Here is a 22958-nt window from a genome sequence, read left to right as displayed (position 1 = left end):
GCACGCCTAAAATAAGAGATCTGGACGCGATTGGATGTAGTTCTTCATATCTTTAAGCGCTCGGTCTGCGTAGGCTTGGTAGCGCTCCTTTTTCTTAAGCCGTGGACCCTCGAGCGGAGGCACCAGGCCAAAATTCACATGCATAGGCTGGTAATCCACGGTATTTGGGTTGGTGGCATAGGCTACCAAAGAGCCCAGCGCGCCTGTAGCGGGAAGCTCTACTTTTGGTGCTCCGGTCAAGGCTGCATAGGTGTTGAGCGCCGCCAAAAAGCCTGAAGCAATGGCCTCCGTATAGCCTTCTGTGCCACAAATCTGACCTGCAAAACGCACCTGTGAGCGAGTTGGCACCGCAAAGGTTTCATCTAACGCTTTGGAAGAGTCGATAAAAGTGTTTCTATGCATCACTCCATAGCGGAAGAACTCCGCCTGAGCGAGCCCGGGAATCATCGAGAAGACTCGACGCTGCTCAGGCCAGGTAAGGTTGGTTTGAAAACCCACAAGATTGTAGGCAGTGCCCTCCCTATTCTCTGCCCGAAGCTGCACGGCAGCCCAAGGGCGCCGCCCTGTCCTAGGATCGGTAAGCCCCACTGGCTTCAGGGCGCCAAAGCGAAGGGAATCTAGGCCCGTACGAGCCACTTCTTCTACAGGCTGGCAGGCCCTAAAGAGATCTTTTTGTTCAAAGTCTTTTTGCACTACACGTTTGGCATTTACCAGCTCATGGATGAATGCTTCGTATTCCTCCTGATTCATAGGGCAATTGAGATAGTCACCTACTTCGGCTTCTCCATAGCGCGACTGTGTGAATACCACTTCTCGATCTATTGTGGACGCGTCCACAATGGGCGCTGCCGCATCAAAGAAGGAGAGGGCCTCAGCGGCGCCAGACTCTGCCAACAGTGCTTGCACCGAAGCAAAAAGGGCCTCAGAACAAAGTGGGCCAGCCGCGATCACCACGGGGCCTTGAGGGATTTCTGTCACCTCTTGGCGAACGAGCTCTATCAAGGGGCTTTCTTCTATAGCTTGGGTCACTGCCTGGGCAAAGGCTTCTCGATCTACCGCCAACGCACCGCCAGCAGGCACTGCTGAGGCCTTTGCCAATGGCAAGAGCTTCGAGCCCATCAGGTCGAGCTCTGCCTTGAGAAGCCCTGCCGCCGAATCTACCCGAGTCGATTTAAGCGAGTTGGAGCATACAAGCTCAGCCAAATCGCCTGTTTTATGAGCAGGAGAGGTGCGCACAGGTCGCATCTCTATGAGCTTTACAGGGACTCCCCTCGCCGCCAGTGACAATGCGCATTCGCTTCCAGCAAGACCACCACCTACTACAGTGACCTGCTCAAATGCCTGTTGCTGATCCATGGAGCCCCCAGTCCAAACTACCTCTTGAAGTCATCCCATTGTAGACCGGGGCTAAAGAAGGCCAAAGACATCTGCGATCAAGCCATAATCCCTAGGCAATCTTGGCAGTCTTCAGCGTTTTCTCTGTAGGAGCATAGCAACCGTCAGGCAATCGAGTCACATAACCCGCCAGCTCGTAATCTCCCAAGGAAGACATGATGGCAAGCACTCGCTCCCCAAGCGAAGCCGCCAAGTCGTCGGGGCGCATAGGTTGAGCCACCAATGCCGATAAAATCCTCCCCCTATCAGGCATTTCTTGAAAGATCGGATGTCTTAACTTGCCATAGCAGGTAGAAAAGATCTGCTCTAAATCCTCTTCGTCTTGGATGATCTCAGCACCGTTTGCAATCAAGTAATTCGTACCTTTAGAGTAAGGCGAAAAGATCGATCCTGGCGCGGCACAGATGGACTTCCCAAAAGCAGTGGCTGCATCTGCAGTGGAAAAAGTCCCCGAAGGTTTGCCGGCTTCTGCCACTACCAAAAGAGGAGACAGCGCCGCAATGAGGCGATTTCTTCTGGGAAACGCCCACTTGGCAGGGCCAGAACCCCAAGGAGACAAAGATATCACGGCTCCCCCGCCCTCCATAGCCCTCTCAAAGACGTCTTTGCTCGTTGCAGGATAGGTACGATCAGCTCCAGTACCGGCACAGACAATGGTTTTACCTTTGGCATCCAAGCAAGCCCGTGCTGCTGCGGCATCAGCGCCCATGGCTCCGCCAGATACCACAGTGATGCCACTCTCTGCAGCCAAACGCCCGGCCATAGAGGCTACGGCAATGCCATAGGGAGTGCCTCTGCGGGCGCCAATGATAGAGACGCAAGGACTATTGAGAATCGCAGGATCCCCTAGCCCATAGATCTTGGTTATCTCACTGCCTTCGATTACCATCTCCGGCCAGCGGGGATCATCTGGAGTCAGCTCAAATCTTTGAACAGCCATTTCACACCTCCCGAGGACGATAGAGTGCAGCTTCGGCCACATCGCCTGCCTCTACCTGTTCGCGCTCTTCGAGATCTGCAAGCGTGCGCGCCACACGAGCAATGCGCACCACCGCACGACCACCCAATGCAAAGGTATGGGAGATATGCTCCAGCTGGCTTTGAGCCTCTTCATCAAAGTTCATGCCGGCCACCGCCCCCTTGGAGACAGCAGCATTAAGCGTTCGCTCGTCGGTGGATTGTGCCTGACGCCAACTGGCAAAGCTACGTGCCCTATTCACAAGCTGGCGCATTTCATAAGAACTCATGCCTTCTTGACCTCGCACCATTGAGGAGGCGCTTGGACGTGCCACATCAACCACCAAGTCAATGCGATCCAAAAGAGGGCCGCCTATTTTGCTCTGGTATTTGCGAATCCTATCTGGCACGCAGGTGCACTCGTGACCGGGATCGCCCAAATGGCCACAGGGACAAGGATTTGCTGCAGCGACCAGCTGGAAGTGCGCAGGAAACCGGTAGGATCCATCAGCGCGCACCAAATTGACTTCGCCGTCTTCTATAGGCTGGCGAAGCGCCTGTAGCACTGGATTTTGAAACTCAGGAAGCTCATCTAAGAACAGCACGCCGTTATGCGCCAGAGAGACCTCGCCAGGAGTGACGGGTCTGCCTCCACCAATAAGGCCTGCCATAGAGACCGAATGATGGGGTGCCCTAAAAGGCCTTTGTCCAGCGAGAATACGAGAGGGGTCTAAACCTGCCACAGAATGCAGCACAGCAGATTCCACTCGCTCCTTTAAGTTCAACTCTGGCAAGATTCCTGCAAGCCTTCGGCTAAGCATGGTTTTACCGGCTCCTGGAGGGCCTATCATCAGCAACCCATGGCCTCCGGCTGCCGCGATCACGCAAGCGCGCTTGGGCATTTCCTGATCAACCACATCGCTAAAGTCTTCACTATCCCCCACATTCACTGGGGGCCTCTCTAGAATCGGCTGCCTTTGTGCGCTTGTGCCAAGACCGGCTTTGAGCTGCGCCAGCGAAGTGAGACATAGGGGTGGCTTTCCCAAGAAAAAATGGTTGTGTGCCCCGCAATAGCCAACCAAGGTAAGACCTTGGTCTTTAGCCAAAGCCTCATAGGCCAACATGCCTCGCACGGGGTTTACCTCGCCAGACAGACCCAACTCTCCCACAAAGAGGTACCTGTCCAACTCCATTAAAGAGATTTGGCCACTGGCTGCCAACAGGCCCACCGCAATGGGCAAGTCTAGGCCAGTCCCCGTCTTTCTTAGATCTGCAGGTGCCAGATTTACGGTGGCTAAAAGCCGAGGAATAATGAATCCTGCTGCTCGAAATGCGCACCTTACACGAGCCCTGGCCTCAAGCACAGCCATATCAGGCATGCCTATGATATTGATGCCGGGTATTCCGCCAGAAAGCTCCACTTCCACCGATACCGGCAACGCCTCACAGCCATGGATCACCCCGGCTTGCACACGTACGGCTGTCATCAGCCCTCATCCCAGCTAAAGGCACCCACCAGATGGCGCAAGCGTGCCATGCGCTCCTGGATGATCACGATGGCGATCACATCGAATCGCACTGAGCTAAACTCTGGATGCTGTCCTAGGTAAGCCAGAGCGAGCTTGTGATAGCGGGCGCGCTTATCGGCATCTACTGCCAGCTCGGGCATCACAGGATCTTTTTCCCCTAGCGCCAATCGGGTCTTTACCTCGACCAATACGGCTTCTTGACCATCCTCGGTGGCAATGATGTCCGCCTCGCCGGACTTGATGCGCCAATTGGTTTCACAAATATCGTAGCCGCGCCTCATAAGATAAACCTGTGCCAGGTGCTCACCCTCCTGACCCACTTCTTGGGTGGTGTATTGAGCCACTGACTTTTGAGGACGTGGAAATGTGTCCCAGGGAGGCACTGAGGCATCCTGGGCTTTCGTCTTTTGATCACCCTCTAAAAGGGCGGCGCCTTTCTGAGCTGGATTCATAGTGTCTCCCCTAGTCGTGACCGCGGCGCCTCCTTAGCGCCGGGTTCTTAGAAGGGAGCATCTGTGAGGCGTCTGTCAGAAAACTGTCCAGGCTCTAACAGATTTCTGACCATGAGACCTCTTCTTGTCACCATCGAAGATAAAACTATCCAAAAAGCCTTGGTCCTGCTGGCAATTCCCATAAAGGACCGTATGAATACAGGATGGAGCCAGACAAGCCGCTGGTATACCCGATCAGATCTCACAAGAAACGGCCACAAAAGGATCGGCGATGGAGAGGCGTGAGGCCCATCTGCCTAATGGCTGCCATGTGATCTGCCGACCCATACCCTTTGTTATGGGCAAACCCGTAACCGGGATACTGTTGGTCATAGGCCACCATTAGAGCATCGCGCTCGACCTTTGCCACAATGGAGGCCGCTGCAATAGCAGCCACTCGCCCATCGCCCTTCACGATGGAAATCTCTTGTGGGTGCACATGAACCGGATTGCCGTCGATAAGCACCGCTGCGGCCCTATCTCCAAAACCGGTAGCAGCGATTGCCTCTGCCATAGCATCCTTGAGCGCGCGGCCGATACCCACCTCATCGATTACTTGAGGCTCCTTATAGATCACCGTCCAACTCAGGGCCACTTCTTTGATTTGGGCAGCAAGTTCTTCTCGGCAGGAAGGCGAAAGCTTTTTTGAGTCATCGAGCCCTAGGAGCTGCGGCTCTGGCGGAAGCACCACTGCACCCACGGCCAGAGGACCTGCAAGGGGGCCTCGACCCACCTCGTCTACGCCTATGGAAGGCTCTCCAAAAGATGCTTGATACCGATAAAGGGCCGCCACCCGCTCCCGCTCTTTCATATAAGCCTCGTAGCGTTTGATGGCCCGAGTCACAGCAGTCTGCACTGACTTTCGAGGGTCGGCTATGTGAATCTCGATAAGTTCTGGAAGTTGTTCGAGCGGAGCTTCCGCAAATGCCTTTGCGATGGACGTCGCTGTGGTCTGAGCCATCAAAACTCCCCATGAATCTAAAAGAAAACGGCACCCACCACTTGGCAGATGCCGTTTTTGGCTTCATAGGATAAAAGCTTAGCGCTTCTCGCGGATGCGAGCGGCCTTGCCCACGCGATCGCGCAGGTAATAGAGCTTGGCGCGACGCACGTCACCGTGACGCACAACCTCGAGCTTGGCGATCTTGGGGCTGTAGAGCGGGAAGGTACGCTCGACGCCTACGCCAAAGGAGATCTTACGAACGGTGAAGGTCTCGCGGGCGCCCTCGCCGGACATACGGATGACGTCGCCCTGGAAGACCTGGATACGCTCACGGTCGCCTTCCTTGATGCGATAGTGCACCTTGACGTTGTCACCAGGGATGACCGTGGGGATGTCCTCGCGGATCTGCTGACGCTCGATGGCACGAATGTAGTCCATGGTTCCTCTTCCTAGAGGTGCCGTCGCACTCCGCGAACGACACATAGCTTTACACACGATGGAATATAGTAACCCTGCACCTCACATCCCACAAGGGCAAGCCCGCAATTCACGGGAGATGCAAAGAAGCGACCATTCCACTTTGGCAGAATGGTCGCTTGAAGTGTGAGAGTTCAGAGAAAGCTCACCTGAGGCTACTTGTCCTGGTGACCCATGTTGCCCGCAGCCTTGATCTTGGCCTGTGCGGAGGTGAGGCGCGCAATGGGCACACGGTAGGGCGAGCAGGAGACGTAGTCGAGACCCAGGTCATAGTAGGTCATGATGGAGTCGGGATCGCCGCCGGTCTCGCCGCAGACGCCGCAGGTGATGTCGGCGTGGGCAGCGTGGCCACCGGCAACACCCATGCCCACGAGCTTGGCCACTGCGGGATCCAAGGTCTCGAAGGGGTTGGTAGGCAGCAGCTTCTTGCGCAGGTAGGTGGGGATGAAAGCGCTCTCCACGTCGTCACGAGAGAAGCCGAAGGTGGTCTGGGTGAGATCGTTGGTGCCAAAGGAGAAGAAGTCGGCGAACTGTCCGATCTCCTCGGCCTCGACGGCGGCACGAGGCAGCTCGATCATGGTGCCGATGGGGATCTCCAGAGACACGCCGGTCTCCTTCTCCACCTGAGCGATGGTGTTCTCCACCTGGTGGCGCACCACGGCCAGCTCGGCGGCAGTGGAAACCAGGGGGATCATGATCTCGGGCTGAGGATCGAGGCCCTTCTGCTTGAGCTCGGCAGTGGCAGTGGCGATGGCGTGCACCTGGAGCTCGTTGAGCTCGGGATACATGATGCCCAGACGGCAGCCGCGCAGGCCCAGCATGGGGTTGGCCTCAGCCATGGCGTCGATGCGGGCGAGGAGGGCGGTCTTCTCGGCAATGAGGGCAGGATCGGCCTGAGCAGCCTCCAGCTTGGCGATCTCGACGGCCAGCTCGCGGGGGCTGTCCAAGAACTCGTGCAGAGGGGGATCCAGAAGACGGATGATCATGGGGTGGCCGCTCATGGTCTCGAGCATCTGGAGGAAGTCACCCTCCTGAGCCTCGGTCAGAGCCTTGACGGCGCGATCCTTGACATCCTTGTCCTCGGAGAGGATGTAGTCCTGGATGATCTGCTTGCGGTCGCCCAGGAACATGTGCTCGGTGCGGCAAAGGCCGATGCCCTCAGCGCCAAAGTCAAGGGACAGCTTGGCGTCGTCGGGGTTATCGGCATTGGCGCGCACACCCATGACACGACCGGTGGAGCCGTCGAGACGGATCTCGTCAGCCCACTCGAGGATGGTCTCCAGGTCGCCGGCGAGCTCAGGTTTAACCAACTCCACAGCGCCCAGCACTACGCGGCCGGTGGTGCCGTCGATGGTGATGACGTCGCCCTCGTGGAGCACCACGTCGGTGCCGGAGATCTTGACCTCTTTGTTGGCGGCGTCGATCTTCAGGGCCTCAGCGCCGCAGACGCAGGGGGCGCCCATGCCACGGGCGATAACAGCGGCGTGAGAGGTCTTGCCACCGTGAGAGGTGAGGATGCCCTCGGCGGCAACCATGCCCTTGAGGTCGTCGGGGTTGGTCTCCCAACGCACCAGGATGCAGGGACGGCCCTGCTCGGCGAAGTCCACAGCGTCGGCGCTGGAGAAGACGACCTCGCCCACCGCAGCGCCGGGGCTGGCGTTGAGACCGGTGGCCAGCACGTCCAGCTGGGCGTTGGGGTCGATCTGCGGGTGCAGGAGCTGATCGAGCTGCTGGGGATTCACGCGAGTGACAGCCTGCTCCTTGGTGATGTGGCCTTCCTTCTCCATCTCGATGGCGATGTGGAGGGCGGCCAGCGCGGTACGCTTACCCACGCGGGTCTGAAGCATCCAGAGCTTGCCGTTCTCGATGGTGAACTCGATGTCCATCATGTCGTGGTAGTGGTTCTCCAGAAGCTCGAAGATGTCGTCCAGCTGCTTGCCGGCCTCCTCGAGACCCTCCATCTCCTTGAGCTCGGCGATGGGCTGGGTATTGCGGATGCCCGCCACGACATCCTCGCCCTGGGCGTTTACCAAGAAGTCGCCGTAGTACTCGCGGGTGCCGTCGGCAGGGTTGCGGGTGAAGGCGACGCCGGTGGCGGAGTCGTTGCCCTTGTTGCCGTAGGCCATGATCTGGACGTTGACGGCGGTGCCCAGGTCGTCGGGGATCTTGTTCTGCTGGCGATAGAGGATGGCGCGCTCGTTCATCCAAGAGCCAAAGACGGCCTCGATGGCAAGCTTGAGCTGCAGGTAGGGATCCTGGGGGAAGGTGGCGACGCCATCTACCACGATCTCGGGATGAGCTGCGGTATCCACGTTCTCAGAGAAGATCTTCTTGAACTGGGCCACCAGCTCCTGGAGATCCTCAGCAGTGAGGTCGGTGTCGCTCTTGACGCCCTTGGCCAGCTTGCGCTGGGTGATGGCGTTCTCGAAGAGATCGGCGTCGACGCCCATAACCACGTTGGAGAACATCTGGATGAAACGACGATAGGAGTCCCAGCCAAAGCGGGGGTTGTTGGTCTGCTCAATGATGCCCTGGACAGACTCGTCATTGAGGCCCAAGTTGAGCACGGTGTCCATCATGCCAGGCATGGAGAAGGGGGCGCCGGAGCGCACAGATACCAACAGGGGATCCTTGGGATCGCCCAGCTTCTTGCCCATGCGGTTCTCGAGGTCCTCGCGAGCCTCGTCGATCTCGGCATAGACGCCCTCAGGCCAGGTATTGTCATTGCCAGAATAGGCAACACAGGTCTGGCAGGTGATGGAGAATCCTGGAGGCACAGGCAGGCCAATCTTTGCCATCTCGGCCAAGTTGGCGCCCTTGCCGCCGACCACGTAATTCATTGAGGCGTCTGCCTCAGTGATGTCATTACCGTTGGCATCGATGCCCCAGCGGTAGACGTGCTTATTTGGATCAGCCATAAGTCTCCTTCGATTCTTACGGACGCTTATAGCGCCCCACGGCGGCCTTCAGATTGAAGGCAGTCAACTGAACACGTTCAATAAGGTAACACTGAAATGACAGTAATCACAGAGGGAAATTCAACTCAGAATACATAGTTTTTTAACGGACACCTATCGACCTGCGGCGATATTGCTCGAGGTGGTCGATACTTTTAGTATTCAGAGGTCTTAAATGACTGTGAATGGGTCCAAAAACAGAATTGTCGGCCGTTTTCATGAGGAATCTACGGCTGGCCTTGCGGAGGGGACACAAAAGCGCTTTCGTCCCCTCCCTTTGCAAGATTTTATTTCACTAGTTATTTGCCGGCAGCTTCACGGGCGGCATACTCGGCGCGAATGCGCTTGAGCTCTTCAATTTGATTAATGATATCATTAGCGGTTTCTTCCACCGCTTTGCCGCTGGTGTTGATGATCATGCAGCCCAAGTGACGCATGAGCTTGCGAGCCTCTGCCTGCTCGGCCACCACTTCTGCGGGATCCGCATAGGAGGCGGCGTAATCTGAAGCGCCGTCTTTAGAGAGGCGGCGAGTGCGGATGGACACCAACGTATCGGTAGTGGACATAAGGCCAAAGATGCGGGAAGGATCCACATTCTCCAGCTCAATGGGCGGCTCGACTCCCAACGCAAGGGGGACATTGGCCACTTTGTAACCCATGAACGCCAAGTACATGGAGAGCGGGGTTTTAGAGGTCCGGGATACGCCGATAAGAACGATGTCTGCCAGATCGAGCTCTTGAGGGTTACGGCCGTCGTCGTGCTCCACAAAGAATTCCATGGACTCGATCCGGCGGAAGTAGCGATCATCTGCCTCGTGATTGATGCCGGGCACGCCTGCAGGCTCCTTGCCGGTGAGCGAAGACAGGATAGCGATGCCCGGTCCCAGCAAATCTACCGAGGGAATCTCCAGCCTATCGAGCTCGCGGCGCACTTCTCGGCGAAGAGAGGGATCGACAATGGTATGGAATACGGCAGTGGGATGGTTTTTGGCATCGTCGCTCAGGCTGTCAAAGTAATCGATCACTTGACGCACGTGGGTGAGCTTGGGCAGGCGCTTGATGTGCACATCGCCTAGGGGAAACTGCGCGGCCGCAGCGGTCACCACCGAAGAGGCGGTCTCACCCAAAGAATCTGAAATAACATGGATAACGGCACAATCGCGGGCGTAGTCGATGGACTCGCCCTCAAAGCTGTACTTAGGCACTGAGCCTCCTGAAAGGTCGGGGTTAGGTCCAAACCATTCATAGAGTCTACATTTACAACAAGGCTCCCGACAACCTAAAGCTGTCAGGAGCCTTAAAAAGTTGAGTTGTCGGGAGCCCGCCTCTCGCAATAAAGCTCCAGGTGCTCCCTTCTTTTTGTTACCGAGAAACCCCCAGTTTCCCGAGTTGGGACTAACGTTTGGCCAGCTCGGAGAAGTCTGCCACGTTGGTAAAGATGGCAGCAAAGGCATTGAGGAGCTTCAGGCGGTTAGCACGGATGGCAGGGTCATCGTCCATGACCATGACGTCCTCGAAGAAGCCATCGATGGGCCCGCGCAGCGCACCCAAAGCAGAGAGGGCTGCCGGATAATCTCCGGCCGTCAATGCCTGAGAGACCTGCTCCTTGCCAGCGACGCAGGCATCCAGCAGGCGGCGCTCGGCGTCGCCCAGCATGGACTCATCCACCTCTTCGCCCAGCTCACGGTCGGCCAGGTTGGCAGCGCGGGCATAGGCGGTAGCCAGATCCTCGAAGAGCCCCGCTTCTTGAGAGCGGGCCTGCTCGAGAGCCTGGGTCCGAGAGAAGAACTCTGCAGGATCGATGATCGACACGGCAGAGACTGCAGCGACGGTATCGGGAGAGATTCCTTGCTCTTTGGCCATGACCGCCAGACGACCAAGGAAGAACCCGCGCACCGCTTGGGCCACCTGACCATGGTCAAAGTTAAGCCCCTGATTGGCATAGCCATCCAGAGCGGCGTCGATGAGGTCAGACAGGGAAACCTGGGGGAGGTCTTCGAGCATATGGATGATGCCAATGGCACTGCGGCGCTGGGCGAAGGGGTCGGAAGAACCGGTGGGCGGCTCGTCGATGGCGAACATACCGGCGATGGTGTCGAGCTTATCGGCAATGGCTACAGAAGCGCCTATCAGCGAGGAAGGACCCTCATCTCCGGCAAAGCGAGGACGATAGTGCTCGGTGATGGCGGTGGCCACAGCCTCGGGCTCGCCGGCGGCAGAAGCGTAGTAGCCGCCCATGACCCCCTGCTGGCTGGTAAACTCCACCACTGCCTGAGTCACCAGGTCTGCCTTGGCCAGATGAGCAGCACGCTGGGCCCAGGCGATCTCGTCTGAAGTGCCGCCTGCCTCGGTAGCCACTACAGGCGCCAGAGCCTCCATACGCTCGACCTTTTGTCGCAAAGTGCCCAGCTTCTCCTGGAAGGTGACCTTCTCCAGCTGAGGCAAGTAGTAATCCAGCGGATGCTTGAGGTCCTCTTCATAGAAGAACTTGGCATCGTCCAGACGGGCACGCACCACGCGTTCGTTGCCGTCGATGATGGTCTCTGAGCATGCAGGGTCGCCATTGCCCACCACGATGAAGTCGCGAGTCAGATTGCCGTCCTTATCGTAGGTGGGGAAATAGCGCTGATGGGAGAGCATGGATTCGCAGATGATCTCGTGAGGAACGTCTAAGAACTCCTCGTCGAAGCGGCCCACCAAGACCGTGGGCCACTCGCAAAGGTTCACAACCTCGCTGAAGACCTTCTTGGGCGTGTCCACCTTAAGACCTAGCCGCTCCTCCTGCTGGGCGATGCCCTGACGGATTGCTTCTTCACGCTCCTTTTGAGTGAGCACGTAGGCATCACGGAGCACATTGAGATAATCGCTGGGATGCGCCACCTCATGCTCGCCAGGCCCCAACACGCGGTGGCCGCGGGTGGTAGTGCCACTTGCCACGTCTGCATAGGAGACCTTTAGAGGCTCTTCGCCATAGAGGGCCAGGATCCAGCGCACCGGACGCCCATAGCGCTCATGGGTGGAACCCCAGCGCTGGGAGCGCGGCCAGTCCAGCTCGCCAATGACCTTGGAGGAAAGCGCTTCCAAAAGGGGCTTGGCAGGTTTGGCGGGGATGTCTATCTGGGCAAAGACGTACTCTTTGCCGCCCTCTTCGCGTACCACCAGATCTTCTGGTGCGACGCCGGCGCCTCGAGCAAACCCCACGGCAGCCTTGGTGGGCTTGCCCTCTGCGTCAAAGGCGATGGAAGCTGCAGGACCGCGTTTGACAGTGGAGATGGCCTGGGTTTCTGAAGGCACATCGTGCACGATCACAGCCAGGCGACGAGGAGTGGAATAGACCTCGGCCTCATGGGCGCCAAGGCCTGCTTGGGCCAGGCCGTCTGCAACCAATTGCCCCAGTTGCTTCTGAGCATGGTCGAGCGGGGCCGAAGGCAGCTCCTCTGAACCGATCTCAAGCAGGTAATCGCTCGTGTAAGGCATAGGTTATGCCACCTCCTTGGAGGCTACGCAGGCCAGATAGCACTCGCAGGCAGCCTTGGCCAGGGTGCGGACGCGCAGGATGTAATTGGTGCGCTCGGTCGCCGAGAGGGCCCCGCGGCTGTCCAGCAGGTTGAACGCATGGCTGCACTTGAGCACGCAGTCGTAGCCCGGCAGCGGCAGGTTGGCCTCGAGACATGAACGGCACTCCCGCTCATAGTCGTCGAACTTCTGACGCATCATCTCGACGTTGGCCACCTCAAAGTTATAGGCAGAGAACTCACGCTCGTTCTCCAGGAAGACGTCGCCATAGGTCATGGCCGAGCCATCGGGCAGATAACTCCAGATGAGGTCGTAGACAGAGTCGACACCCTGGGCATACATAGCGATGCGCTCCAGACCATAAGTGATCTCCACCGGCACAGGATCGCACTCGATGCCGCCCACTTGCTGGAAGTAGGTGAACTGAGTGACCTCCATGCCATTGAGCCATACCTCCCAGCCCAGACCCCAGGCGCCAAGGGTGGGGCTCTCCCAATCATCCTCTACAAAGCGCACGTCGTGCTTGGCAGGATCAAGGCCAATGGCCTCAAGGCTTCCCAAATAGAGCTCCTGGGCATTCACCGGACTGGGCTTGATAAGCACCTGGAATTGATAGTAGTGCTGCATGCGGTTGGGGTTCTCGCCATAGCGGCCGTCGGCAGGGCGGCGGCAAGGCTGTGGATAGCAGCATGCCCAAGGCTTTGGCCCTAAAGAGCGCAGCAGCGTGGCGGTATGAAACGTACCAGCGCCCACCTCTGAGTCATAAGGCTGCATCACCGTGCAACCCTGATCTGCCCAGTAATGCTCTAGGGCCAGGATCATATCCTGAAATGTTAATGCGTCACGATTCATGAAGGGATTCCTCCCCTGCTCGTGCACCGACGAAGACGACAGGGTCGACCTCATCCAGCGCGCCGTCATAGATGAAATGCCTTAGTTAGTCTACGCTCACGAAGCCCTGCCGGGAGCGTCGGCCAACGTTCCAATATCGTTAAGAGGCCAAAAGATGAACCAGCCCCTAGAGGTGATGGATTGACGTTTGATAGGACCAAAATAGCGAGAATCCAGCGAGTTGGTGCGGTTGTCCCCCATCATCCAGTACTCGTCTTGTCCCAGAGTGTAGGGATAGATGATGTCTGAGGACAGAAAGTCTGCATGACGCTCGATAGGATTAGTGGGTTTTCCCTGGGTATAGGGCTCGTCGAGCTTGGTGCCGTCCACGTAGACCTCGCCGTCTTTGAGATCGATGGTCTGCCCAGGCGTTGCAATAATTCGCTTGATAAGGGTGGTAGAAGGATTCTCTGGATCCGAGAAGGTCACCACATCGCCCGCCTGAGGGTCGTGAGCCAGGTAGCTAATCTTTTCTCCCAGAAGCCGATCTCCCACCTGAATAGTGGAGATCATCGACTCGGTAGGCACCTCGAAGGGCTCGACGACAAACGCCCTTACCGCCATGGCGCAGGCTACTGCCAGCACCACGATAAAGACCCATTCCAACACCGAGCGCCAGGGGCGATTTTGCGGGGTGTCTTTTGTAGGTTCAGGCATAAAAGACTCCTTGCTACAGGTCCTGAGCAGAGTGGGCTTTGAGCTCCTGTACAAATTCCTGCTCGTCAGGGCTTAAGGCTGCGGCATCCAAAAGGTCAGGGCGCAGCAGAAACGTTCGCTCGATGGCATTGCGACGACGCCATTGATCTACTTTAGCGTGATCGCCTGAAAGTAGCACGGAGGGCACTTCTCGGCCTTCAAAAGAGGCGGGCCTGGTGTATTGGGCGTATTCCAAAAGACCGTCCGAGAAGGACTCGGACACCGATGAGGCATCATCGCCCAAAGCTCCAGGCAATAGGCGCACCACAGCATCGGTCACCGCCATCGCAGCCACTTCCCCACCTGTAAGCACATAGTCGCCCAAGGAGATGCACTCGTCTGCCAGCTCATAGACGCGGTCGTCCATGCCCTCGTAGCGGCCACACACCATAAGCAGGCGATCGTAGGTGGCCAGGCGCGCTGCAGTGGCCTGAGTAAAGGGGGCGCCTGTGGGTGTGAAGAAGATGCAGCGAGCATGGACCGGCTCTTGGGCCTGTACCGCGCGCACAGCCTCAAAAAGCGGTTCAGGCTTCATAAGCATGCCAGGACCGCCCCCAAAGGGGGCATCGTCTACGGTTCTATGGCGGTCGTGAGTCCAGTCACGCAGATCATGGGCACGAAACTCAAAAATTTGACGAGCCTGGGCACGCCCCAAGATGGAAGCCTCCATATAGGGGCCAAAGACCTCAGGGATGACTGAGATGGCCTCGATGATCATCTGGAAGCCTCCACCAAACCCGAGGGCAGATCCATGGTGATAAGGTCGTCGTCTGCCTGCACCAAAAACTCCGGCACCGCAGGCACCAATACCGTGCCATAGGGCCCTTGGATCTCCCAGACATCTTGAGCAGGGCCGCTCATCACCGCGCTGATGGAGCCAAGATCCCCTAGAGTCGCATCTACTACCTTGAGCCCCACCAAAGCCTGGGGATCATGAAGCAGCAGGTCGCCAGGAAGATCTGCTTCGCGGGCTAACAGGTAGCGGCCGGCGATCTTCTCGGCAGCGGATAGGTCGTCAATTCCAGAGAGGCGCACTTGCTGGCCACGGGGGCCGTCCTTGGTAGAGCGCACTTCTACTTGGCGGGGCCCGCGAAGGGTAGGCGGCACGATCCAGAGGGCCATACCGGGTTGTAAAAGAAGGGGAAAGCCGTCCACCGGACAGCAGACGACCTCCCCTTTGGCTCCGCGGGGCTTATCCACGGAGGCTATGATGCGATAGCGATCCATGCCTAACCTAGCACGTCAACCTCGACAGAGGTGCCCAGGCGCGAGCCCAAGGCACGAGCCAAGGTGCGAATGGCTTTAATGGTGCGACCACGCCTGCCTATGATCTTGCCGGCGTCTTCTTGGGCACAGCTCACCTCTATAAGGGTGCCGTCCATGGAGTCCGTGACGTCCAAGGACACGGCGTCGATGTCATCCACCAGGCCACAGACGATGAGCTCTACCAGATCGCAGACCTGATCAGAAGGCAGTTCCTGAGGAATGGCCTCCACCTGAGAGGTCTCCTGAGCCATGTTACTCGGCATCCTCAGCAGCGGCGGCAGCGGCTTCCTCAGCAGCCACGCGATCCTTCTCCTGCTGCTTCTTGGACTTCTTCTGAGGCTTCACGGGAGCAGGCTTGTCGCCCTCGCGAGCGATGTCGATGAGGTGAGACACCGAGTCGCTGGGCTTGGCGCCCTTGGCCATCCAAGCGTCGATCTTCTCGAGGTCGAGATCGATCACGTGGGGATGGGTGAGGGGGTTGTAGACGCCCACCTGCTCGATGAAGCGGCCATCACGAGGCATGCGCTCATCAGCGACAACTACACGGTAGAACGGACGCTTCTTGGCGCCGTGACGGGCCAGACGAATCTTGACTGCCAATGGAAACTCCTCCAGACGAATGCACCCCAAGACCTTCCTTGAGGCGCAGACAACACACAAGCATGGTCAATCATAGCGCACTGAAGGCACCTAAGCCACGAAAGGGCAGCAAAGGCACAGAGAGAGCGCCATAACTCTCACACTATAAGCCACTCACCTTACTCTGAGAAGCCAAGAGTTTCATACCCAAGGACCCTCCACAGGTTGCAGTCCTGAAGATTTAGCCCCCGGCTGCCCAAGAGGTCTTCTGCCACCAAAAAGAGCGCACTTACCGACCTTTTTATGGTATTTGAAAAAAATCTCCTTTGAGATTGTCTTGATTTCAGATTTCGGGTACATCCTTGAAACCACAAGACAGTACTCACGTCTGTCTTCGCGCCTGTGCGCGTCTTGCCAAAAAGGAGGATCTATGAACATCTTGGTTGTGGAAGACGAGAAAAACCTCAACGACGCCATGTGCCACATTTTGAATGAGGACGGCTATCACACCAAGGCCGCCTACGATGGCAAAACCGGTTACGAGCTGGCTCGCACCGATGAGTACGACGTCATCATCTTAGACGTCATGCTGCCTGCCATGGACGGTTTTGAGGTAGTCCACCAGCTGCGCCGCGACGGCAACGCCACCCCGGTGATCATCGTCACCGCCAAGACCTCGACCACCGATAAGATCGAGGGCCTAGACTGCGGCGCCGACGACTATATGACCAAACCCATTGACACCGATGAGCTTCTGGCTCGCATCCGTGCCATCTCCCGCCGCAAGGGCGAGGTGCCCATCGACGAGATGAAGTTTGGCGACCTCACCTTGGACCTGCACACCCATGACCTTTGCTGCAGTGGCCGAGAAGTGCATCTCTCCCAAAAGGAGTACGAGGTCATGCGCATGCTTATGAGCTCCACCGGCCGCGTGATCTCCAAACATGACCTTTTGACCTCCATCTGGGGCACCGAGGGCGACACCTCCGAGAACTCGGCCGAGGCCTACATCTCGTTCCTGCGCAAGAAGCTCTCTCACCTGAACTCCGAGGTCCAGATCACCACGCTTCGCATGCTTGGCTATCGCTTGGAGGAGTTGGGCTGAGAGCCCATTAGGCAACCTTTAGCAGCAATAGATGAACCACGTCGCTCAGGACTTTCCTGGGCGACGTTTTTTTAGCCCGCCTTGAGCTAAGTGAGATGCTGCTGAGCGTTACCATAAGAACGACAGGAAAGGAGTGGATGCCGCCCATGCTCAAATCGCTACAGCGCAACTTCCTCATTCTTACTATGACGCTTTTGGCCATTGTGCTTTTTGGCGCTTACGCCTTTAGCTACACCATGACGCAGCAGCAGCTCAATCGCTTTGTGACCGCCTCGCTCGACCGCGTGCTCGACACCACTACCCCAACCCGGCCCTACATTGGCGTGCTCACCGCTTCTTCTGACGGCTCCGACCAGCACTTTTATGGTCAGATGGCCGTATTTTGGGTGGATATCGATAGGTCCGGCAAATACTCCAGCAACGATACCGCTGCCATCATTGGCCACCGCGCGCTCTCAGCCGTGCTCAACGTGGCCCAAGACTCCACTGAGGACATGGGGTATCTGCCCGATTACGACATCGTGTGGAAGCGAGGGGCACTCCCCCATGGCACCCGCATTGCCATCGCCAACACCACAGGCATTGGCGCCGCCTCCTCCGCCCAGCTCAACGTCAACATTATGGTAGGCCTAGGAGCTTTGGGGGTGCTTGCGGTGATCATGTGGCGCATCTCCTGTTGGATCGTGCGACCGGTGCAGCTTTCCTGGCAAGCCCAGCGCCAGTTCACAGCCGACGCATCTCATGAGCTCAAGACCCCTCTCGCGGTCATTTTGGCCAACAGCCGCATCCTCAAAAGCGACCTTCCCAAGATCCCCGAAGAAGATCATCGCTGGATCCTCTCCACAAACACCGAGGCTGAGCGCATGCGTGGTTTGGTCACCAACCTCCTTGAACTGTCCCGCGCCGACGAGAACCACTTCACCGGCGGTTCCATCTACAGGCATGAGGATATGGATCTTTCTGAATTGGTAGAGGGCATGACCATGCAGTTTGACGTGGTAGCTTTCGAGTCGGGCTGCATGATCGATGAGCATATAGAGTCCAATATCCACGTGACTGGCGACGCCCAAGAGACAGAGAAGGTCGTCAAGATCCTGCTAGACAATGCGGTGAAGTACTCCCACAAAGGTAACTCAGTAGATGTGACAGTGGCAAAGGATGGCTCGCGAAACCGCGCTCGGGTCTCGGTGCGCAACTTTGGTGAAGTGCTCGACCCCAACGACGTTGTCCACATCTTTGACCGCTTCTACCGTACCGACAAAGCCCGCAGCCGCTCCACCGGCGGTTATGGGCTAGGTCTCCCCATCGCCAAGGCCATCATAGAAGGCCAGGGTGGAACCATCAAATGCGAAAGTTCAGCCGAGGGGGGCACGGTCTTCTCGTTTACCCTACCTCTCGCTTAGGAAGGAGGCGCCCGTGGTCTTTGACAAGTGCCCAGGCTCTGCCTTTGACCGAGATTTCGCCTCCCTTACCCCCTCCTGGGAGCTGCCCCAGTTCACCTGGCAGGGACCTGCCATTGGCTTGTTGGACTTGGACGCCTTTTTTGCCTCGGTGGAGCAGCTGGACCATCCTCAATGGCGGGGCAAGCCGGTCATTGTGGGCGGCGATTCCCACAGGCGTGGCGTGGTGTCCACCGCCAGCTATGAGGCACGTGCCTTTGGCGTGCACTCGGCCATGGCCAGTGCGCAAGCTGAGCGCCTATGCCCCCAGGCTATATGGACGCCGGGACGCCACGAGCGCTACCGGGAAGTGAGCCGTCAGGTGATGGCCCTCATCGAAGCCGAGACTCCCCTGGTAGAGCAGGTCTCCGTAGACGAGGCTTTCTTTGACATCACCCCTGGCCGCTATTCCAACGAGCATCCGGTGGCCATCGCTCGGCGCATCCAGGAAGCGGTGGCAGCCCTGGGCGTCACCTGCTCCATTGGCCTGGGAACCACCAAATCGGTAGCCAAGATCGCCTCGGAGCGCGAGAAGCCCCGAGGCCTCACCTGCGTGCCTCCGGGCACCGAGCATCTCTTTTTGGACCCCCTTCCCGTGCGCGCACTCTCTGGCGTAGGCACTGCCACCGAGAAAACCCTCCATTCCGAGGGGATCTTCACCTTAGGGCAGCTCGCCCGTGCCAATGCAGAAATGCTGCGCCGCCTTTTGGGGGTCCAAGGGCCCATGCTACAAGCACGGGCTCAAGGCACCGAGGCGAGCCCCGTAGTGCCTCCAGATCTTCAGGAGCCCGCCAAATCGGTGAGCAACGAGCGCACCTTTGCCACAGACCTCCATAGCGCAAAGGACGTAGAAGCTGCAGTGCGCTCGGTGGCCTCCATGGTGGGTAGCCGACTTCGCAAAGCACATCTGGCAGGGTCTGAGGTCACCCTTAAGCTCAAGTTTGATTTTGGCCAGGGACGCACTGCCCAAAAACGACTGGCCTGCTGCACCGATGACGAGGCGGTCTTTGGCGCAGCCGCCATCGAACTGCTTCACGATGTCTGGCATCCCGGCATCGCGGTGCGGCTGGTGGGGGTGGGCGTTTCTCGGTTTGGAGAGATCCCCGCAACCGAGGCCCAACCGTGCCTCTTCGATGTGGCGAGTCTGGAAGGCGCGTCCCTATCGGCAGCTCAGAGACCAGAAGCTGCATCCAAGCTAGAGGCCGCAGGAGCCCGGGCCCAAGACGCAGAGGCACAGCGAAAGCTCCATGTGGCCGCAGATTCCATTAGACAGCGCTTTGGGAGCGACGCCATTGCCTATGGACGCGACCTGCGCCTTAGGGAGCAGACGGTCAAAGGAACAGACCCCCGTCCCCAGGACGAAGGTCTGCAATAGTTTATTATATTGATATTTAGACTTCCCCGGCAAAAGGCTCATCGAGACTGGTTCCTCAGAGGCCGGAGCGCATAGGGTTGTGTATCGTCTCTAGAACTGGACCTGAGGCGCGTCGCCCCAAAGCTTTTCCAAGCGATAGTAGTCGCGCAGGTCCTGCTGGAAGATGTGGACAATGACCGCCCCGTAATCCAACAAGATCCAGTGGCCCGACTCGCGTCCCTCGATGGAGAAGGGTTTCTCGGAGAGCTGGGCCGACACTTGGTCTTTGACCTCCTCGAGCACCGCCTGGGTTTGCGGGTTGGAAGTGGTGGTGCATATGACCAGATAATCGCTCATGTCTGAGAGCTCGGTGACATCTAAGACCACTATGTCTTGGGCCTTCTTGCTGTCGGCAGCGCAGGCGGCCACCTGAGCCACCGAGAGCGCCTCGACCGCTCCGCCATAGGCTGCCTCGAAACGAGGGGTCTGATCATTGGAAGAATCGCTCATTTAGACTCCTTCGACGCCTGGATGAGGGCGTTGTAGATATCCACGGTACCCGGCCAGAGATAGCGCCGAGTAGCAATAACGTAAACCATGCCGTCGCAAAAGCTGGTGAGATAGAGCTCTGACAAGCTTGCCTTTCCCACCAGGCAACGCTGGGCGTCCAGCGGGCCCTTGGAGCCCCTGAGAGGCTCGATGCCGTCGGCCACGAAGAGCACTTGAGAAAGAGGGCCGGGATCTTTGACTCCTGTGGTATGGCACGCAATGGCATCAAGGGTCTCCTGATCGAGCCAGGGGTAGCGATCCGGAAGACGCTGAGCCGCCAGCACTCCATGAATCAAAGGTTTTACCTTATAAAGGTCTACCCCAAAGTCGATCTGGGCCTCTTGGGCCTCCTCTACCAACGTGTCGTCTGGCAGGACCTTCTCCCAGTCATGAAGTATGCCAGCCACCCGCGCCTTGTAGGGATCTGCTCCATAGAGTTGCGCCAGCGCCTCTGCCGTATGCCCCACAGAAAGCGAATGAGCCAGGCGCCTGGGCTTTGAGGCCATATGCTCCGCCAAGTCTGCCTCTAGCTGGGCCACCTGGGCCTGTTGGGCCTCATCAAGCCGAGAAGGAGCTGCTACCAGCGCTTGGAAGTAATCCAGCGTCCCCGGCTCTTCGCAAGTCTCTTTGGAATGATTCGCGGTCAATGGAGCTCCTTACCTGTCTCCCGAGCAGAAGGGCTTTCCGGCGAGACGGGAGGATCTAGAGGGGACTGAGGCAAGATGGCTGAGATCTTCTGGCTTGGCATGGTCTCGCCGGTGACCTGTTCCCAGCCATAGAGATGGTGCTTGCGAATGTAGCCGCATACGGTGTCGGGGGTCAGATAGCGAAGCGACTGGCCTGCAGCACAACGGCGGCGCAGGTAAGAGGAGCTTATGGCGAGAGCCGGCACTTCTAGATAGATCACCTGAAAGTCGATGGGTGACTCGTTGATGGCCTGCCGCGCACGCTCTAGGTCGTAGCCGGGCCGAGTGGCGCCCACTAACGTGGCCAGCGAGGCAATGCGCGCCGCGTCGTGCCAGTGGACGATGTCCACCACGGCATCGGCACCGGTGATAAAAAAGAGCTCCACCGAGGAAGGATAGGCCGCAGCGATTTGGGCCAGCGTATCTGCGGTATAGGTGATGCCTGGACGCTCGATCTCCAAGCGAGAGGCCACAAAACGGGGGTTGTCCGCAGTTGCCAGAAGGGTCATGGCAAAGCGATCCTCAGAACTCGAGACCCTCCGGTCTTGCTTGAAGGCAGGAGATCCCGCCGCCATGAAGATCACTACGTCGAGCTCCAGGTCTTCTGCCGCCTGCTCTGCGGCCACCAGGTGCCCGTAGTGGATAGGGTCAAAGGTGCCTCCCATGATGCCCACACGACAGGGATCCCCCTCTTTATAAGGCAGTGCAGGGAGATCGATGCCGTTGAGATGCAGCAGCCCTGAAGCGCCGGCAGCCTGCTGGGCAGAAGCTACCAGATAGGCGGGGGTAGAAGAAGGTGCGGTCATAGGCGCACCTGACCCGTGCCTCGCAACAGGTACTTGGTGGTGGTGAGTGCCGAGGCGCCCATAGGTCCTCTCACACCGATCTTTTGGGTGGAGATACCGATCTCTGTGCCTAGCCCAAACATGCCGCCGTCGGTGAAGCGCGTAGAGGCGTTTACATACACGCACGCTGCATCCACCTGGGTCAAGAAAACCTGGGAAGCCTCGTAATCGTTGGTGACAATGCACTCGGAGTGCCCAGTGCCGTAGCGATTGATATGAGCGACGGCTTCTGAGACGCCCTCCACCACCTTGACCGACATCTTAAGGTCCAGATACTCGGTGCCCCAGTCGTCGGCAGTGGCAGCTTCCATGGGTATACCGGAAGCCTCTGCCACCGCACAGGCTCGAGCGTCGCCCACAAGCTCGACTCCTTGCTCATGAAGGACTGCCAGCACGGGAGGCAACAGCAGCGTAGCGGCCTCGCGATCTACCAGAAGACTCTCGGCCGCATTGCACACACCGGGGCGACTGCACTTGGCATTGAGCACGATGGAGGTGGCCATGGAGACCGAGGCTGTGCGTTCCAAGTAGATATGGCAATTGCCGGTGCCGGTCTCGATGGTGGGCACCGTGGACTCCTGCACGCAAGTGTGGATAAGAGAGGCCCCGCCGCGGGGAATCAAAAGATCAACAAGGCCGGCAGCATGCATGAGATCCACCGAGCTCTGGCGATCACCGGAATCCACAAACTGAATCACATTGGGATCTACCTTGACATTCTCGAGTCCTTGGCGCGCAGCCTCTACAATGGCCCGGCAGGTATTGATGGCAGCCGACCCCGACCGCAGCACACAGGCGTTGCCGGAACGCAGGCAGAGAGCAATGGCATCGCCAGTGACGTTGGGGCGGGCTTCATAGATCATGGCTACGACTCCCAAAGGCACCGTAACCTGTTCCATCGCCACTCCGCTGGGAAGCCTGCGACCTCCCACCACTTGATCGAGAGGGTCATCAGCTGCTGCCACCTCTTCCATAGAGGCGCACAGTGCCTGGATGCGATCTGCGCCCAAACGCAGCCTGTCTTGCAGGGGCAGCGCCATGAAAGCCGCTTGGGCCGCTTTCATGTCTTGCTCGTTAGCGGCAGAGATGGCATCTTGGGCCCGGCGAATAGCCTCAGCACAGGCTTGGATGGCCCGTGAGCGGCCAGCGGCCCCAAGAGCTACCAGCACATCCTTGGCCTCCCGAGCACGGGTGGCGCACAGGATGGCAGCCGAGGGTTTCTCGGCAGTGGAAGCGGTACTGTCATCGAAGACCATAGGGCCTCCCTTCGAGTAGGCAGCAAA

Annotated in this window: 22 protein-coding genes; 3 read left to right on the top strand and 19 right to left on the bottom strand. The window is 58.1% G+C overall.

Annotation, left to right across the window (positions count from 1 at the left end):
* Positions 1-6: 6 nt before the first annotated feature.
* From trmFO to rpsP, 15 genes are all read right to left on the bottom strand, one after another.
* Complete coding sequence (trmFO, locus tag E5334_RS05295; RefSeq protein WP_136012575.1) at positions 7-1356, bottom strand: methylenetetrahydrofolate--tRNA-(uracil(54)-C(5))-methyltransferase (FADH(2)-oxidizing) TrmFO; 1350 nt, start codon at positions 1354-1356, stop codon at positions 7-9.
* 91 nt (positions 1357-1447) lie between these two features.
* Complete coding sequence (locus tag E5334_RS05290) at positions 1448-2335, bottom strand: DNA-processing protein DprA (RefSeq protein ID WP_136012574.1); 888 nt, start codon at positions 2333-2335, stop codon at positions 1448-1450.
* Position 2336: 1 nt separating this feature from the next.
* Positions 2337-3839: a YifB family Mg chelatase-like AAA ATPase gene (locus tag E5334_RS05285; protein ID WP_136012573.1), complete on the bottom strand. Its 1503-nt coding sequence runs from the start codon at positions 3837-3839 to the stop codon at positions 2337-2339.
* Positions 3839-4333 carry a YraN family protein gene (locus tag E5334_RS05280; protein ID WP_136012572.1) on the bottom strand — a complete coding sequence of 165 codons (495 nt, stop codon included), beginning with the start codon at positions 4331-4333 and terminating at the stop codon, positions 3839-3841. Before E5334_RS05280 ends, E5334_RS05285 begins: the two co-directional genes overlap by 1 nt.
* Positions 4334-4574: 241 nt before the next feature.
* Positions 4575-5333, bottom strand: coding sequence for a ribonuclease HII (locus tag E5334_RS05275; RefSeq protein ID WP_136012571.1), 759 nt, complete (start codon positions 5331-5333; stop codon positions 4575-4577).
* Positions 5334-5411: 78 nt separating this feature from the next.
* Entirely contained in the window at positions 5412-5753 is a 342-nt protein-coding gene (gene rplS / locus E5334_RS05270; protein WP_136012570.1) for a 50S ribosomal protein L19, read from the bottom strand.
* A 194-nt stretch (positions 5754-5947) separates the two neighbouring features.
* Positions 5948-8710 (bottom strand): pyruvate, phosphate dikinase, encoded by a 2763-nt coding sequence (ppdK, locus tag E5334_RS05265; RefSeq protein WP_136012569.1) that lies wholly within the window; start codon positions 8708-8710, stop codon positions 5948-5950.
* Between the two features lie 338 nt (positions 8711-9048).
* Positions 9049-9954, bottom strand: coding sequence for a pyruvate, water dikinase regulatory protein (locus E5334_RS05260; RefSeq protein WP_275438939.1), 906 nt, complete (start codon positions 9952-9954; stop codon positions 9049-9051).
* A gap of 190 nt (positions 9955-10144) precedes the next feature.
* Positions 10145-12226, bottom strand: coding sequence for a glycine--tRNA ligase subunit beta (gene glyS, locus E5334_RS05255; protein WP_136012567.1), 2082 nt, complete (start codon positions 12224-12226; stop codon positions 10145-10147).
* A gap of 3 nt (positions 12227-12229) precedes the next feature.
* Positions 12230-13117, bottom strand: coding sequence for a glycine--tRNA ligase subunit alpha (locus tag E5334_RS05250; protein ID WP_136012566.1), 888 nt, complete (start codon positions 13115-13117; stop codon positions 12230-12232).
* Positions 13118-13213: 96 nt separating this feature from the next.
* Complete coding sequence (gene lepB, locus E5334_RS05245) at positions 13214-13813, bottom strand: signal peptidase I (RefSeq protein WP_136012565.1); 600 nt, start codon at positions 13811-13813, stop codon at positions 13214-13216.
* 13 nt (positions 13814-13826) lie between these two features.
* Positions 13827-14570: a tRNA (guanosine(37)-N1)-methyltransferase TrmD gene (gene trmD, locus E5334_RS05240; RefSeq protein ID WP_136012564.1), complete on the bottom strand. Its 744-nt coding sequence runs from the start codon at positions 14568-14570 to the stop codon at positions 13827-13829.
* A complete protein-coding gene (locus tag E5334_RS05235) occupies positions 14567-15079 on the bottom strand; it encodes a ribosome maturation factor RimM (RefSeq protein WP_136012563.1) in 513 nt (170 codons plus the stop codon). Before E5334_RS05235 ends, trmD begins: the two co-directional genes overlap by 4 nt.
* Positions 15080-15081: 2 nt before the next feature.
* Entirely contained in the window at positions 15082-15369 is a 288-nt protein-coding gene (locus E5334_RS05230; RefSeq protein WP_136012562.1) for a KH domain-containing protein, read from the bottom strand.
* Between the two features lies 1 nt (position 15370).
* Positions 15371-15718, bottom strand: a complete 348-nt coding sequence (rpsP, locus tag E5334_RS05225) for a 30S ribosomal protein S16 (protein WP_136012561.1) — start codon at positions 15716-15718, stop codon at positions 15371-15373.
* Positions 15719-16127: 409 nt separating this feature from the next.
* Here rpsP and E5334_RS05220 point away from each other — a divergent pair, with 409 nt between their 5' ends.
* From E5334_RS05220 to dinB, 3 genes are all read left to right on the top strand, one after another.
* Positions 16128-16802 carry a response regulator transcription factor gene (locus E5334_RS05220; RefSeq protein ID WP_136012560.1) on the top strand — a complete coding sequence of 225 codons (675 nt, stop codon included), beginning with the start codon at positions 16128-16130 and terminating at the stop codon, positions 16800-16802.
* A 146-nt stretch (positions 16803-16948) separates the two neighbouring features.
* Positions 16949-18205, top strand: coding sequence for a sensor histidine kinase (locus E5334_RS05215; protein WP_167604308.1), 1257 nt, complete (start codon positions 16949-16951; stop codon positions 18203-18205).
* A gap of 13 nt (positions 18206-18218) precedes the next feature.
* The gene (dinB, locus tag E5334_RS05210) at positions 18219-19616 is read left to right on the top strand and encodes a DNA polymerase IV (RefSeq protein WP_275438938.1); all 1398 of its coding nucleotides are present in this window, start codon (positions 18219-18221) and stop codon (positions 19614-19616) included.
* Positions 19617-19706: 90 nt separating this feature from the next.
* Here the strand turns inward: dinB and rsfS are convergent, their stop codons facing one another.
* From rsfS to E5334_RS05190, 4 genes are read right to left on the bottom strand one after another with little or no spacing between them, the layout of a single operon-like run.
* Positions 19707-20105, bottom strand: a complete 399-nt coding sequence (gene rsfS, locus E5334_RS05205) for a ribosome silencing factor (RefSeq protein WP_136012558.1) — start codon at positions 20103-20105, stop codon at positions 19707-19709.
* The gene (gene yqeK, locus E5334_RS05200) at positions 20102-20791 is read right to left on the bottom strand and encodes a bis(5'-nucleosyl)-tetraphosphatase (symmetrical) YqeK (protein ID WP_275438937.1); all 690 of its coding nucleotides are present in this window, start codon (positions 20789-20791) and stop codon (positions 20102-20104) included. Before yqeK ends, rsfS begins: the two co-directional genes overlap by 4 nt.
* Positions 20788-21636, bottom strand: a complete 849-nt coding sequence (nadD, locus tag E5334_RS05195) for a nicotinate-nucleotide adenylyltransferase (protein ID WP_136012557.1) — start codon at positions 21634-21636, stop codon at positions 20788-20790. Before nadD ends, yqeK begins: the two co-directional genes overlap by 4 nt.
* A complete protein-coding gene (locus E5334_RS05190) occupies positions 21633-22931 on the bottom strand; it encodes a glutamate-5-semialdehyde dehydrogenase (RefSeq protein ID WP_136012556.1) in 1299 nt (432 codons plus the stop codon). The genes nadD and E5334_RS05190 overlap by 4 nt, the downstream gene beginning before the upstream one ends.
* Between the last annotated feature and the right edge of the window lie 27 nt (positions 22932-22958).

It is taken from the genome of Muricaecibacterium torontonense, from assembly GCF_004793925.1.
In the GTDB taxonomy this organism is placed as follows: Bacteria; Actinomycetota; Coriobacteriia; order Coriobacteriales; family Atopobiaceae; genus Leptogranulimonas; species Leptogranulimonas caecicola.
Note: the sequence above shows the minus strand (reverse complement) of the source record. Positions and strands in the feature narration are given on the sequence as shown.